Here is a 14,439-nt window from a genome sequence, read left to right on the forward strand (position 1 = left end):
ATTGCCCCCGCAGAGCTATGGCCTGCGGGGGCAACAAGTTAGGCCATGGCAGCGTGCCTGCGCGTCACTTCATGGTCGGCATGGAGAACTCGGCGCCGGCGCGCAGGCTCTGTGGCCAGCGCGCCGTCACCGTCTTCATCCGGGTGTAGAAGCGCACCCCATCCGGCCCGTGCATGTTGAGCGGCCCGAAGATGGACCGCTTCCAGCCACCAAAGCTGTGAAACGCCATGGGCACGGGGATGGGGACGTTCACCCCTACCATACCGACCTGAACCCTGGCGGTGAAGTCCCGCGCCGTATCGCCGTCGCAAGTAAAGATGGCGGTGCCGTTGCCGTACTCGTGTTCGTTGATGAGCCTGAGCGCCGTCTCGTAATCCGGGGCCCGCACTATGGCCAGTACGGGGCCGAAGATCTCCTCCCGGTAGATGCGCATTTCGGGGCTCACCCGGTCGAACAGGCTGCCACCGATAAAGTAACCTTCCCCGTGACTCACGCCGCGACCATCGACCCGCAGCTGGGCCCCCTCGGCCACCCCCTGATCCACGTAAGCGCGCACCTTGGCCAGATGCTCGCGACTGATCAGGGGCCCCATCTCGTTCTCCGGGCTCTGACCCAGACCCGGCCCGACCCTGAGTTGCGCCACCAGTGGCGAAAGCTTGGCCACCAGCGCATCGGCTGTCTCATCCCCCACCACCACGGCCACCGAGATCGCCATGCAGCGCTCACCGGCCGCGCCATAGGCTGCCCCCATCAGGGCGGAAATTGCCTGATCGAGATCCGCATCCGGCATCACCAGCATGTGGTTCTTGGCGCCGCCCAGCGCCTGCACCCGCTTGCCGTGGGCCGAGGCGGTGGCATAGATGTACTGGGCTATGGGGGTGGAGCCGACAAACGACACGGCGCCGACCCTCGGATCGGTCAGCAGCACGTCCACCACCTCCTTGTCGCCGTTGACCACGTTCAGCACACCGTCCGGCAGGCCGGCCTGCTTGAGCAGCTCGGCCATGCGCAGGGAGAGGGACGGATCCTTCTCGGACGGCTTGAGGATGAAGGTGTTGCCGCAGGCGATGGCCACCGGGAACATCCAGAGCGACACCATGGCCGGGAAGTTGAACGGCGTGATGCCGGCGCACACCCCCACCGGCTGCATCATGGAGTGGCTGTCCACCCCGCGGCCCACGTTGAGGGAGTGCTCCCCCTTGAGCAGATGGGGGATGCCGCAGGCAAACTCCACCACCTCCAGCCCGCGAGTCAGCTCCCCCTGGGCGTCGGAGAAGACCTTGCCGTGCTCGCGGCTGATCAGCCGGGCCAGATCATCCCTGTGCTGCTCCATCAGCTCCTTGAAGCGAAACAGCACCCTGGCCCGTACCAGCGGCGGGGTCTGCGACCAGTCGGCGAAGGCGCGCTCTGCCACGGCAATGGCCTCGCCGCATTCGGCGGCCGTGCTGAGCACCACCTGGCCCTGCTGCTGGCCGGTGGCCGGGTTGAAGATGGCACCGAAGCGCTCGCTGCGACTCTCTGTCGTCTCGCCGTTGATAAAGTTGCTGACCCTGTATGTCATAAATCCTCCGTGATGGTTAATCCGTCTCTCCCTGCGCCGTCTCGCGCGAGCCGGGCACAGGGAGATGGCGCCCGAATCCGGGGCGCCATGCAATTCAAGGTGAAAAGGGGTTATGCCTGCGTCTGCAACACGTCCTGCAACAGGGTGAAGAGATCGTCTATCTGGTTGCGCTCCATGATGAGGGGCGGCGACAGGGCTATGATGTCGCCGGTGACGCGGACAAGCGCCCCCTTCTCGAAGCAGCGCACGAACACCTCGTAGGCACGCTTGCCCGGCGCATCCGGCAGGGATTCGAGCTCTATGCCCGCCACCAGTCCGTAGTTGCGTACGTCCTTCACATGCTTGCAGCCCTTGAGGGAATGGGCCGCCTCCTCCCAGTAGCCCGCCAGATCGGCGGCGCGGGTCAGCAGGTTCTCGTTGCGATAGATCTCGAGGGTCGCCAGCGCGGCGGCGGCGGCCACAGGGTGACCCGAATAGGTGTAGCCGTGGAACAGCTCGATGGCACCCTTGCCGGCGGCCATCATGTCGTCATAGATGCCGTTGCTCACCAGCACGGCCCCCATGGGGATGGCGCCGTTGGTGAGCCCCTTGGCGCAGGTGATCATGTCGGGCATGACATCGAACTCCTGGGCGGCGAAGGGGGAGCCGAGGCGACCGAAGCCGGTGATCACCTCGTCGAAGATCAGCAGGATGCCGTGTTTGGTGCAGATCTCCCTCAGCCGCTTGAGGTAGCCCTTGGGCGGCATGATGACGCCGGTACTGCCGGCTATGGGTTCGACAATGACGGCCGCTATGTTGCTGGCATCGTGCAGGAAGACGATCTTCTCCAGCTCGTCGGCCAGGGTCAGGTCTTCATCGGGCAGCCCCCTGGTGAAGGCATGCCTGGCGATATTTAGGGTGTGGGGCAGGTGATCCACCCCGCTCAGCAGGGAGCCGAACCATTTACGGTTGCCGGGAATGCCCCCCACTGAGATGCCGCCGAAACCAACCCCGTGATAGCCGCGCTCACGACCAATCAGCCGGGTGCGGGTGCCCTGCCCCCGCGCCCGCTGCCAGGCCAGCGCAATCTTGAGCGCCGTGTCCACGGCTTCCGAGCCCGAGTTGGTATAGAAGACATGGCCCAGCCCCTTGGGGGCAATCTCCACCAGCCGGTTGGCCAGCTCGAACGGCAGGGGGTGCCCCATCTGGAACGTCGGCGCAAAGTCGAGGTGGGAAATCTGCTGGGAGACCGCCTCGGCAATCTCACGGCGACCATGGCCCGCGTTGCAACACCAGAGCCCGGCTGTGCCATCCAGTATCTTGCGGCCATCCTCTGAGTGATAATACATCCCCTCTGCCGACTTCAGGATGCGCGGCGCCGCCTTGAATTGCTGGTTGGCGGTAAACGGCATCCAGAAGGCGGACATGTCGGAGGGCGTATTGATGTCGCTGATCGGTTTCATGGTCACCTCATCCTTAAGGTGTTTAGTAACTATCGGCTTATGCCTATTAAATTAAACACCTGAATTCCTAAAAAGGGGCTCATTATCGCCCCATCTGGTGCCACCCCTAGCTGATACATGAGCAGGGTGGTATAAGATATTTAACACAATTTTAATAATAGTAAACAGTCAAGGAGTGTCTATTGATGGATATAGGTCACCGCCTCAAGGCGGTTCGCACCAAGGCGGCCCTCTCCCAGCGCGAGCTGGCGAAACGCTCCGGTGTGACCAACGGTTTTATCTCCCAGATCGAGAAAAATCAGGTGAGCCCCTCGGTCTCCTCACTGCGCAAGGTGCTGGAAGGTATCCCCATGTCCCTGGCCAGCTTCTTCACCGAAGAGACAGAGATGGGAACCGAGGTGATCTTCCGCGCCAGCGACATGCCGGATCTCGGCACCCATCCCATCAGCTACCGGCTGGTTGGCCACAGCCGCGCCAACCGTGCCATCGGCATGATGCAGGAGATACTGCCGCCGGGTGCCGACACGGGTGACGACATGCTGAGCCACGAGGGAGAAGAGTGCGGCATCATCATCCGGGGCACGGTCGAGGTGACAGTCGGCGAGCAGATCCACCAGCTGGCGGCGGGTGATGGCTACTACTTCGACAGCCGTACTCCGCACCGTTTTCGCAACGTGGGCGAGCAGGAGTGCGTGCTGATCTCCGCCAACACCCCGGCCAGTTTCTAAGGCCATTCAACGGCGTTCACGCCGATCGCTGGCGCCTTGCCCCGGCCGGTTTCTCGCTCATGGCGAGTGACAAGGATGGCCGCCATTGCCGGGGATAAAGGGGCAAGTGTTTAATGAATTGTTACAGAATGGATTTACAAGCGGCAAGATGTTTAGCATATTGATACGCGGAGACCAATTCTTTGCCGGTTCAAGGAGTGAACATGAGTGACCTGACCCTGGCCCAGTGGCAACACAAGGCCGCCCATCTGACCCTGCCCTCGCAAGCCTTCATCGACGGCAGCTACCGGGACGCCATCAATGGCGCCACCTTCGACTGCATCAACCCGGCCAATGGCCAGCTGCTGACCAAGGTCGCCGCCTGCGACGCCGCGGATGCCGAGCTGGCGGTGCAAGCCGCCCGCGCCGCCTTCAGTGACAAACGCTGGAGCGGGCTGGCCCCGAAACAGCGCAAGCTGATCATGCAACGCTTTGCCGAGCTGATGCGCCTCAACAAGGTGGAGCTGGCGCTGCTGGAGTCGCTGGACATGGGCAAGCCCATCGGCGATGCCATGGGGTATGACGCCCCCGCCGCAGCCAACTGCATCGCCTGGAACGCCGAGGCCATCGACAAGATCTACGATCAGGTCGCCCCGGTGGAAGAGTCCGCGCTGGCGCTGGTGACCCGCGAGGCGCTCGGCGTGGTCGCCGCCATAGTGCCCTGGAACTTCCCGCTGGTGATGGCCTGCTGGAAGCTGGGCCCGGCGCTGGCCACCGGCAACTCCGTCATCCTCAAGCCCTCCGAGAAATCCCCCCTCACCGCCCTGCGCATCGCCGGGATCGCGAAAGAGGCGGGCATTCCGGATGGGGTATTCAACGTGCTGCCGGGCTTTGGCCACACGGTGGGCGAGGCACTGGCCATGCACATGGACGTGGATTGCATCACCTTCACCGGCTCCACCCGGATCGGCAAACATCTGGTGGAGTGCTCCGGCAAGTCGAATCTCAAGCGTGCCTTTATGGAGTGTGGCGGCAAGAGCCCCAACATCATACTGGCGGACGCGCCGGATCTGGACGCCGCCGCCAAGAGTGCCGCCGGCGCCATCTTCTACAACCAGGGCGAGGTGTGTACCGCCGCCTCCCGCCTGCTGGTGCAAAACAGCATCAAGCCGCAGTTCATGGAACGGCTGCTGGCCCATGCCCGCGAGTGGATCTCCGCCAACCCGCTCGATCCCGCCACCCGCATCGGCGCCATGGTCGATAGCGTCCAGATGGAGCAGGTGCTGCGCTATATCGAGATTGGCAAACAGGAAGGGGCCAAGCTGCTGCTGGGGGGCAAACGCACCCATATCGAGAGCGGCGGCTTCTATGTCGAGCCCACGATTTTTGACGAGGTGACGCCCGAGATGCGCATCTTCCGTGAGGAGATCTTCGGCCCGGTGCTGGCGGTAACCGGCTTCGACACCCTCGAAGAGGCCATCGCCCTCGGCAACGACACCGACTACGGTCTGGCCGCGGCGCTCTGGACGGCGGATCTGAACAAGGCGATCAAGGGCTCCCGCGCCCTGCGCGCCGGAACCGTGTTCGTCAACAACTGGGATGGCGGCGACATGACGATGCCGTTCGGCGGTTTCAAGCAGTCCGGCAACGGCCGCGACAAGTCGCTGCACGCCCTGGAGAAGTACACAGAGCTGAAAAGCACCTGGATCCAGCTCGAATAGCATTAGAAATGACGCTCATCTAGCGAATTGGGGGAGAAATCCCCCTTTTTCATTTTTACCCTTTCATCGCCCGCCTCAATCGATATAATCATCAAATAGACAAGCCCTTAAATATAAAGATAAAAATGTTATTTTTTCTGGGAAGTGTAGTGTTTCTGGTGATAGGACTGCCGCTGCTGTTCTACATGCTGGGGCAAGGTGAGGCCTATGTGACCTGGGGCCCCTGGATCTCCGCCATCGCACTCATGCTGTGGTTGCTGCTGGACGTCGAGAAGATCCGTCGCGGCGGGGGCCGCTGAGCAGAGCAAACCGCCGTTAAAATCCGCTGATCACCATTTATTCACTTCTTTCCCTCCAAAAGGATCGCTACACTGATTTTTTGCGATGTTTTCCAGCATCCGACTCTCCAGTGAAGGTTATCCACATGCAGCAACAAGCTCAGCGTCAGGGCATCATCTATGCCTTGTGCGCCTATACCCTTTGGGGTCTCGCCCCCATCTACTTCAAGACCATCTCTGCCGTACCGGCCGCCGAGATCCTGACTCATCGAATGATCTGGTCCTGCGTCCTGCTGCTGGTGCTGACCCTGATCGGCCGTCAGTGGCACAAGGTGCAGGCGGTGCTGCGCCAGCCGAAAGTGCTGCTCACCCTGGCCTTCACCTCCATCACGGTCGGCGGCAACTGGCTGCTGTTCATCTGGGCCATCAACAACGGTCACATGCTGGATGCCAGCCTCGGCTACTACATCAATCCGCTGTTCAACGTGCTGCTCGGCATGCTGTTCCTGAGCGAGCAGCTGCGCCGCCTGCAGTGGTGGGCGGTGGGACTGGCGGTGATCGGGGTCGCCGTCCAGCTCATCGCCTTCGGCTCCCTGCCCTGGATAGCCCTGGTGCTGGCCTCCAGCTTTGCCATCTACGGCCTGATCCGCAAGAAGCTGGCCCTCGATGCCCTCACAGGCCTGCTGATCGAGACCATGATCATGCTGCCGCCGGCCGCCATCTACCTGTGGGGATTCGCCGACAGCCCCACCAGCCATCTCACTGAAAATAACTGGCAGCTCAACCTGCTGCTGATCGCCGCCGGTGCCGTCACCACGGCGCCCCTGCTCTGCTTCACCGCCGCCGCCACCCGGCTCAAGCTCTCCACCCTGGGTTTCTTCCAGTACATAGGCCCCAGCCTGATGTTCATACTGGCAGTCACCCTCTACGGGGAAGAGCTGGCGCTGGACAAGCTGATCACCTTCGGCTGCATCTGGAGTGCGCTTGTGCTGTTCAGCCTGGACGGACTGCGCAGCGGCAAGCGGCGCCGGGCTGCCAGTCAGGATTGACGGCATGGCGCGTCGGCACTGCAATAATCTACAAGCCAATATTCGGGTTTCAGGTTATCAATAGTCGATGAGCGCTCCCCAATCCCGCATCCACTACTGGCAATCCCGGCTGCTGCCGGGGGTTGAACTCTCCCACTCCCATCACAGGGAGTTCAGCTATGGCCGCCACGTTCACCTGGACTATCACATAGGTCTGGTGCAGCAGGGCGGCCAAAAATTCATCCACAAGGGCAGCAGCCACAATCTGGTGCGCGGCGAGCTCTCCACCGTCAACCCGGACGAGATGCACGACGGCCTCAGCCTGCTGCCGGAAGGGTACGAGGTGCGGGTGTTCGCCATCGCCCCCGAGCAGCTGGCGCGCTGGCTGCCGGACAGCCCCGAGCCCTTCTTCGACAAGGGCTTGCAGAGCCGCCCCGACCTCTACCAGGGCTTCGCCCGGCTGCACATGTATCTGGACACCCCCCAGGCGGACGGCCTGCTGGCGGAGAGCCAGCTGCTGGGCCTGCTCGGTGAGCTGCTGCACCTGGCGCCGGAGCGCCACGCCCTGGCGGATCCCCAGCTCAGATACCTGCGCGATTATCTGCTGGCCCGGCTGGATGAGCGCCACAGCCTGGAGGATCTGGCCGCCCTGTTCGGGCTGGATCGCTTCGCCTTCCTGCGTCAGTTCAAGAAAAAGACTGGCATGACCCCCTATGCCTGGCTCAAGCGACTGAGACTGGAGCAGGGCAAGCGCCTGCTCGGCAGCGGCCTGCCGGTGAGCGAGGTGGCGCTGGCGGTCGGCTTCTTCGATCAGAGCCACTTCCACCACGGTTTCCGGCAGGCCTTCGGGCTGACCCCCGCCGATTACCGCCAGCAGATGCAGTCTTTTACGGGCCAGCCCGGCTAGCCAGGGCCATGACAGGCCAGCGCGGCCGATAACCATCAACAGATGCAATCTTTTACAATCGCCTCCACGCCCTGATCCCCCATGCTGTCACCCCATACCGTCATCGAGGTTTTACCATGTTCACCAGCCTGTTTCTGACCATAGGTCTCATCCACCTGATCGCCCTGGCGAGCCCTGGGCCGGACTTCGCGCTGATCTTGCGTACCAGCCTGCACAGGCCAACGGCACTGGGGGCTGCGCTCGGCATAGCACTCGCCATCTTGCTGCACGCCACCCTCAGCCTGACCGGCATCAGCCTGCTGATCGCCGAACATCCCTGGCTCTTCATGGCGGTGAAGGTGGTCGGCGCCCTCTATCTGGGCTGGCTCGCCTGGGGGGCGCTCAAGGCTGCCTGGCACAGCTCGGCAACACTGGCCCTCAAGGCTGGCGGAGAGCAGCAGGGCTGGCGCAAGGGGATATGGAACGGGCTTGCCACCAATCTGCTCAATCCCAAGGCGCTGCTGTTCTTCATGGGACTGCTGGCGGCCATGGTGACGCCGCAGGTGGACGGCCTGACGCGCGGCCTGCTGGTGCTGGAGCTGTTCCTGCTCTCCCTGGTCTGGTTCGGCGTGCTGGCCTGGAGCCTCTCCACCCCGCGGGCCCAACGCCTGCTTGGCCGGATCCAGCGCCCGCTCAATCTGGTCACGGGTCTGCTGTTCGGCGCCGTCAGCCTCTCCATCCTGACCGGCATGGCTGGCGAGGCCTATGCCCTGGTCCCCCACTGATCTCCTCCCGACCCCATGAAAAAGAGGGATGGCCTGAGCCATCCCTCTTTGCGTTCACACGGATAAAAATCCGCATGACAGTCTGGTTCACACCGGGCACCACTGACGCTGGTGCCTGATGGCCAGGCTTATCCCGTCAGAACCACTGACCGTGGCGCTTGATGTAGATGGTCTTGATCGCCTGGGTCAGCCCCATGTAGGCCAGCATGGTGATCACCAGCCACATGAAGTACTTGGGCGCTTCCAATGTGATGAAGCCGAAGTGCTCCGCCAGCGGCGAGAACGGCAGGTAGCAGCCGATGGCGATGGCGATGGAGGTCGACAACAGCACCGGCAGGGTAGCCGTGCTCTGCAGGAAGGGGATCTTGCGGGTTCGCAGCATGTGCACCACCAGGGTCTGGGAAACCAGCCCCTCGATGAACCAGCCCGAGTTCATGATGGCCTGACCGTTGACCAGGGGATCCATGCTGCCGTTGGCGGTGGCATACATGGCACCGGCTCCGAACACGAACCACATCAGGCAGAAGGTGCTGATGTCGAACACGGAGGAGGTCGGGCCGAGCCAGAGCATGAAGCGCTTGATGTTGCTGGCTTCCCACTTGCGCGGACGCTTGAGGAACTCGGGGTCCATCTTGTCCCAGGGCAGCAGCATCTGGGAGACGTCATACACCAGGTTCTGGATCAGCATCTGCATCGCCAGCATGGGCGCCCAGGGCAGCCAGGCGGAGGCGACCAGCACCGAGAAGACGTTGCCGAAGTTGGAGCTGGCGGTCATGTTGAGGTACTTGAGGATGTTGCCGAAGGTCTCGCGTCCCTTGACCACCCCCTCTTCCAGCACCATCAGGCTCTTCTCCAGCAGGATGATGTCGGCCGTCTCCTTGGCGATGTCGGCACCGCTGTCCACCGAGATCCCCACGTCCGCATCCCGCAGCGCCGGGGCGTCGTTGATGCCGTCACCGAGGAAACCGACCGTGTTGCCGTTGGCCTGCAACGCCTTCACCACCCGCGACTTCTGCAGCGGGGTGAGCTTGGCGAAGATGGTGGTGTGCTTGACGACTGTGCACAGGGCCACGTCGTCCATCACCTCTATGTCCTTGCCGAGCAGGGGCACCCCAGGGTTCAGCCCCACATCGCGACACACCTTGCTGGTGATGATGGGGTTGTCGCCGGTCAGCACCTTGACCGCCACGCCGTAGTCATTCAGCGCACGGATGGCCGGGGCGGCCGAATCCTTGGGCGGATCGAAGAAGGTGAGGAAGCCGCGCACCACCAGTCCGGCCTCGTCACTGGTCCGGTAGCTCTGCTTGCACTCGGCAGCCGGGATATCGCGGGTCGCCACTATCAACACCCGATAACCGTCGGCGTTGTACTCCTCGCTGCGGCGCAGCAGGGCACGGCGCTCAATCTCATCCAGCTCGCGGATCTGCTTGCCGTCGTCGATGTGGCTGGAGACGGAGAGCATCTCCTCCACTGCCCCCTTGGAGACCATCAGCTGCTGGCCACTCTCATCCTGTACTATCACCGACAGGCGACGACGCACGAAGTCGAACGGCAGCTCATCCACCTTGTTGTAGCCAGCCGGCTTGCAGCCCGACCCCAACGCATCGGCGTGCTCGATCACGGCTATGTCCATCAGGTTCTTCATGCCGCTCTGATGATAACTGTTGAGCCAGGCCAGCTGCAGTATCCTGTCATCCCGGCTGCCGCGCACGTCGTAGTGGTGCTCCAGGATGATCTTGTCCTGGGTCAGGGTGCCCGTCTTGTCGGTGCAGAGCACGTCCATGGCACCAAAGTTCTGCACCGAGTTGAGCCGCTTGACCACCACCTTGCGTTTGGCCATGGCCACGGCGCCCCGCGCCAGGTTGGCGGAGACTATCATGGGCAGCATCTCCGGGGTCAGCCCCACCGCCACCGCCAGCGCGAAGGTCAGCGCCGACATCCAGTCACCGCTGCTGACGCCGCTCAGCATGAAGACCACGGGCACCATCACCAGCATGAAGCGGATCAGCAGCCGGGTGACGCTGTTAACGCCCCGATCGAAGCTGGTTTCGATGCGCTTGTGGCTCACCACGTTGCGGGCCAGCGAACCGAAGTAGGTGTCGCTGCCGGTGGCCACCACCACCGCCTTGGCGGTGCCGCTTACCACGTTGGTGCCCATGAAGCAGATGTTGGGCAGGTCGAGCAGGCCCACCTCCCCCGTGCTGCTGCCGTCCGCCGACTTCTCGGCCACGGCCCCCAGGGTGTCGTACTTCTCCACCGGCAGGGCCTCGCCGGTCAGCACCGCCTGACTGATGAAGAGATCGCGGGATTCGATCAGCTTGATGTCGGCCGGGATCATGTCCCCCGCCTGCAGGTGCACTATGTCACCGGCCACCAGCTCGACCATCGCCACCTCCTTGCGCAGGGAGGGGGCTCCCGGCGAAGGGCGGCGCTGCACGGTAGCGGTGTTGCGTACCAGCGACTTGAGGGTTTCGGCCGCCTTGGCCGAGCGGTACTCCTGCCAGAAGCGGAGCAGGCCGCTCAGGCTGACCATGACGCCGAGGATGATCACCTTGACCCAATCCTCGTCACCCGGCTCGGCCATCAGCACGTCCATCACGTAGCTGACCAGTCCGAGCACGATCAGCACCATCACGAAGGGGTTCTTGAACGCCTGCATCAGCTGGATCAGCGGATGGGGCGGCTTGTCGTGGGTCACCTCGTTGGGGCCGAACTGGACCAGACGGTTGGCCGCCTCGGTCGAAGTCAGGCCATCGATATTGCCGCGCACGGCGGTGAGAGTGTACTCGAGAGACTTGTCGGCCTCGTCGAGCACCCGGGAGGAGAGCTTCTCATTGGCACGGCCCGGGGAGACGAATCCCTGCTGCTTGTGCCGGCTGGCGGTATGTTGTTGCTTCATAACTCTTTATCCTGATTTTCGCTTGCAGCAAGGCCCTGTCGCGGGCCAGGCCAGGCGTCAGTACTGATGTGAGACAGGCAATGGGCCCCCGGCTGGCGCAGGCGCGGCATGGCGCCGCCCGCAGGACATGCCGCCAGACGGCGTGTCTGTCGGGCAAGCTTGCCAGCAGGTAGGGGCTATCAGGGATCAGGACTCCGCATCCTGTTACCCGCAGAGGGATCAGGCGTGGGGAGGCGTGGACCCCGAGGGTCGAGGCTTGGGCTCTTCGGTCATACGATATCCTCCGAGTGGGGTGGAGAGAGTCGGGCGCGGCCACTGACAGCCAGATGCACTGTCGCTGGCGGGCGTGACCCGCGGGTCTGCATTATCGGCGGATGAGTCCGGTGATCCCGCCACCAGGGCGGCATACACCCATAAAGGAAATAAGGATAACGACAGCTTGAAATAACTGGATGCTGGGCAGGGAATAATATCAGCGATGCCGGGCGGGTGAAGATAACGGAGAAAACCGCACCCCATGGAAATATTACGGTGCAACCTTTGTCACGGCCGAAATATATTGAGCAATCACTTTGATTATTTTATTTCGCAACCTGTCCTATCGAAAACGAACCCGTTTTCAATATGGTATTGTCCATCTTGTTATTTCAAGCTCGATCACTTCCCGGCCACGGCACGGATGCACGGATCCGACGCTGTGGCGGCCCTGACGGGCAGCACCCGGGGCGCATGATGAAGCGTTCAATTGCAGGGGTCGCGAGGCGGCATGGCTCGCAGGTGAGCGGAACAATCCAGATTTACAACGGCAATCCCTGATGAAGGCCGGGATTAAGCGGTTGTGAGAGTCGAAGGTGACTCATATAGATGCTGCACTCTGAGCGATCAGAGTGAGGGGGAAGACAGGATATCAACCTCAGCTCTGGTAAGCCCACATCGCGATTTGCAATCGGCTACAACTGTCGCTTTCCATAATATCCTTCCATCTGTTGATAACACGCCGAGATTCTACCCAAAAGCATTCGAAGGCGCAAAATTTAAATTCATCTTTTTCAATTTAATTAGTTTCACACTCGTCACACCATTATTTTCAGCCCCTGAAATAGATTCATCCTCATTTCGCCAGGGGCCCTTGCCAGGAATTGATCTGGATGGGGTTTTGCTTTCATTTTCCGTCACAGGCGCGGATCCGCGCTGGAATCGGACTCAATGTGGGAATAGGATGCACGGCTTCACTCACTCATGACGCACAGGAAACAACAACATGAATCGAAAATGGTCGCTCCCCATCGTGGCAATCGCGGGGGGAGCGTTACTCTGGCTCGGCAACACCTTTGGTATGAAATGGGCCCTGATGGCCCTGATCGGATTCGGCTTCGGCTTCACCCTCTCCTTCAGCCGCTTCGGCATCGTATTCGGTTGGCGCGAAATGCTGACCAAGCGCAACAGCTACTATGTGCGGGTTCACCTGCTCACCATCGCCATCGAAATCCTGCTGTTCACCTGCTTCCTCTCCTTTAGTCACGCCCTGTTTGGCGATGCCATGGTGGGCAACGTGATGGCCATCGGCATTCCCTTCATCGTCGGCGCCTTCCTGTTCGGCATCGGCATGCAGCTGGCGGGCGTCTGCGCCACCGGCACCCTCTACTGCTGCGGCGAGGGGCAACCCCGCTTCTGGCTGGTGCTGCTCTGCTACGGCATAGGCACCCTGATCAGCAACCAGTTCCGCCCCATGCTGGATGCCACCTTCTCCAGCCATGTGGTGCTGGCCAAGGATCTGACCGGCAATATCTGGAGCGGCATGCTGCTCAACCTGGCGCTGGTCGCCGTACTCTTCCTGCTGTTTCGCAACAGCGAACTCAAGCGCACCGGCGAGCTCAAGCCCCTCTTCAGCGGTGGCAACCTGTTCTGGCGCGACGGCCGCTTCACCGTGCTGACCGGCGGCATCCTGATCGCCCTGCTCAACTCCAGCGTGGTGGCCCTGCACGGCTCGGCCTGGACCATCACGGGCGCCGTCTATGACATGGCGCTGCGCGGCGCCTCTTTGTTCGGCCTGTTCGAGGGGAACCCCAAGCTGGCCCAGCCACTCTTCATCAACCCCATGGTCGGCATGTTCTGGCTGGGGATCCTGGGGGCCATGCTGGCGCGTTGCATCAGCGGTGGTGGCACCTTCGCCCCGATGCGGCTCGGCAACAGCCTGGCATCCATTCTCGGCGGCCTGCTGATGGGGATGGGCGCCATGTACAGCGCCTGCAACCTGGGTGGCTTCTTCGACGGCACGGCATCGGGCAGCCTGCACGGCTGGGTCTGGATGCTGATGGCCCTGGCCGGCAGCCTGATCGGCATCCGCCTGCGGCCGCTGTTCAAGCTCTGATGGCATAACGGGATGGCGCACAAGGGCGCCATCCCGTTGAAATACCTTTCCTTATATCCCGGCCTGATGGCTGCGGAACGGGCCTCATCCCGCCAGAACCTCAACCCAGCGCCCTGATCAGCAGCAGGATCGCGAAGCCGGTGAACATCACGGCCGACAACCGGTTGATCCCCCTGGCGAAGCGCTCGCCATATCCCTGCATGCCCACCCAGCGAAACACCAAGCAGTAGCCGCCATGCACCACCAGCACCACGGCACTGAAGGTCAGCGCCAGCAGCATGCACTGGCCCAGCGCCCCCTGACGAAAATCGATGAACTGGGGAAACAGGCTGGTGAAGAAGATGATCGCCTTGGGATTGAGCAGGCTGATGAGCGCTCCCTTGGCGAAACTGCGGCCACAATCCCGATCGGTGGAGGCCCCCACGACCGGGCTGACCGCGCGCTGACGCCAGGAGTTCAGCCCCAGATAGAGCAGATAGAGGGCGCCCCCCAGAGTGAGGATCTGCTGCCCCTCGGCCAGCCAGTGGGTAAACCAGAGCACCGCCAGCGAGGCCAGGGTTGCCACCATCAATATCCCCACCGCCACCCCGACAAAGCCGGCGATGGCGTGGCGGGTTCCCCGGGTCAGGGTGTTGCCTATGGTGTAGATCACCGCCGGGCCGGGACTGAGCACAGTCCCCACGGCGAGCAGCAGGTAGAGGGCGTAATATTCGAGGCTCATCACAGGGTATTCCATCGTCGGTCAAGTGCCGCCCAGTATA

11 protein-coding genes are annotated in these 14,439 nt (G+C 62.3%); 7 read left to right on the forward strand and 4 right to left on the reverse strand.

What is annotated here, in order from left to right:
- Positions 1–64: 64 nt before the first annotated feature.
- A complete protein-coding gene (locus BN1118_RS03460; RefSeq protein WP_043554590.1) occupies positions 65–1,561 on the reverse strand; it encodes a CoA-acylating methylmalonate-semialdehyde dehydrogenase in 1,497 nt (498 codons plus the stop codon).
- Positions 1,562–1,671: 110 nt separating this feature from the next.
- Positions 1,672–3,003: an omega-aminotransferase AptA gene (aptA, locus tag BN1118_RS03465; RefSeq protein WP_043554591.1), complete on the reverse strand. Its 1,332-nt coding sequence runs from the start codon at positions 3,001–3,003 to the stop codon at positions 1,672–1,674.
- Positions 3,004–3,188: 185 nt separating this feature from the next.
- Between aptA and BN1118_RS03470 the strand changes: the two genes are divergently transcribed.
- From BN1118_RS03470 to BN1118_RS03490, 6 genes are all read left to right on the forward strand, one after another.
- Positions 3,189–3,731, forward strand: a complete 543-nt coding sequence (locus tag BN1118_RS03470) for a cupin domain-containing protein (RefSeq protein WP_043136526.1) — start codon at positions 3,189–3,191, stop codon at positions 3,729–3,731.
- Between the two features lie 203 nt (positions 3,732–3,934).
- The gene (locus tag BN1118_RS03475; protein WP_043554592.1) at positions 3,935–5,431 is read left to right on the forward strand and encodes an aldehyde dehydrogenase; all 1,497 of its coding nucleotides are present in this window, start codon (positions 3,935–3,937) and stop codon (positions 5,429–5,431) included.
- 149 nt (positions 5,432–5,580) lie between these two features.
- Positions 5,581–5,730 carry a hypothetical protein gene (locus BN1118_RS22005; RefSeq protein WP_165576249.1) on the forward strand — a complete coding sequence of 50 codons (150 nt, stop codon included), beginning with the start codon at positions 5,581–5,583 and terminating at the stop codon, positions 5,728–5,730.
- 125 nt (positions 5,731–5,855) lie between these two features.
- Positions 5,856–6,758, forward strand: a complete 903-nt coding sequence (gene rarD, locus BN1118_RS03480) for an EamA family transporter RarD (protein ID WP_043554593.1) — start codon at positions 5,856–5,858, stop codon at positions 6,756–6,758.
- A 67-nt stretch (positions 6,759–6,825) separates the two neighbouring features.
- Positions 6,826–7,644, forward strand: coding sequence for an AraC family transcriptional regulator (locus tag BN1118_RS03485; RefSeq protein WP_043554594.1), 819 nt, complete (start codon positions 6,826–6,828; stop codon positions 7,642–7,644).
- A gap of 116 nt (positions 7,645–7,760) precedes the next feature.
- Positions 7,761–8,408, forward strand: a complete 648-nt coding sequence (locus BN1118_RS03490; RefSeq protein ID WP_043554595.1) for a LysE family translocator — start codon at positions 7,761–7,763, stop codon at positions 8,406–8,408.
- 136 nt (positions 8,409–8,544) lie between these two features.
- On the opposite strand, the gene mgtA is transcribed toward BN1118_RS03490, so the two are convergent.
- On the reverse strand, positions 8,545–11,307 hold the full coding sequence (gene mgtA / locus BN1118_RS03495; RefSeq protein WP_052449152.1) for a magnesium-translocating P-type ATPase: 2,763 nt from the start codon (positions 11,305–11,307) through the stop codon (positions 8,545–8,547).
- Positions 11,308–12,568: 1,261 nt separating this feature from the next.
- Here mgtA and BN1118_RS03500 point away from each other — a divergent pair.
- Positions 12,569–13,678, forward strand: a complete 1,110-nt coding sequence (locus BN1118_RS03500) for a YeeE/YedE thiosulfate transporter family protein (RefSeq protein ID WP_244463571.1) — start codon at positions 12,569–12,571, stop codon at positions 13,676–13,678.
- Positions 13,679–13,778: 100 nt separating this feature from the next.
- Here the strand turns inward: BN1118_RS03500 and BN1118_RS03505 are convergent, their stop codons facing one another.
- A complete protein-coding gene (locus tag BN1118_RS03505; protein ID WP_043554597.1) occupies positions 13,779–14,399 on the reverse strand; it encodes a LysE family translocator in 621 nt (206 codons plus the stop codon).
- Between the last annotated feature and the right edge of the window lie 40 nt (positions 14,400–14,439).

Origin of the sequence: Aeromonas bestiarum, from assembly GCF_000819745.1 — a bacterium.
In the GTDB taxonomy this organism is placed as follows: Bacteria; Pseudomonadota; Gammaproteobacteria; order Enterobacterales; family Aeromonadaceae; genus Aeromonas; species Aeromonas bestiarum.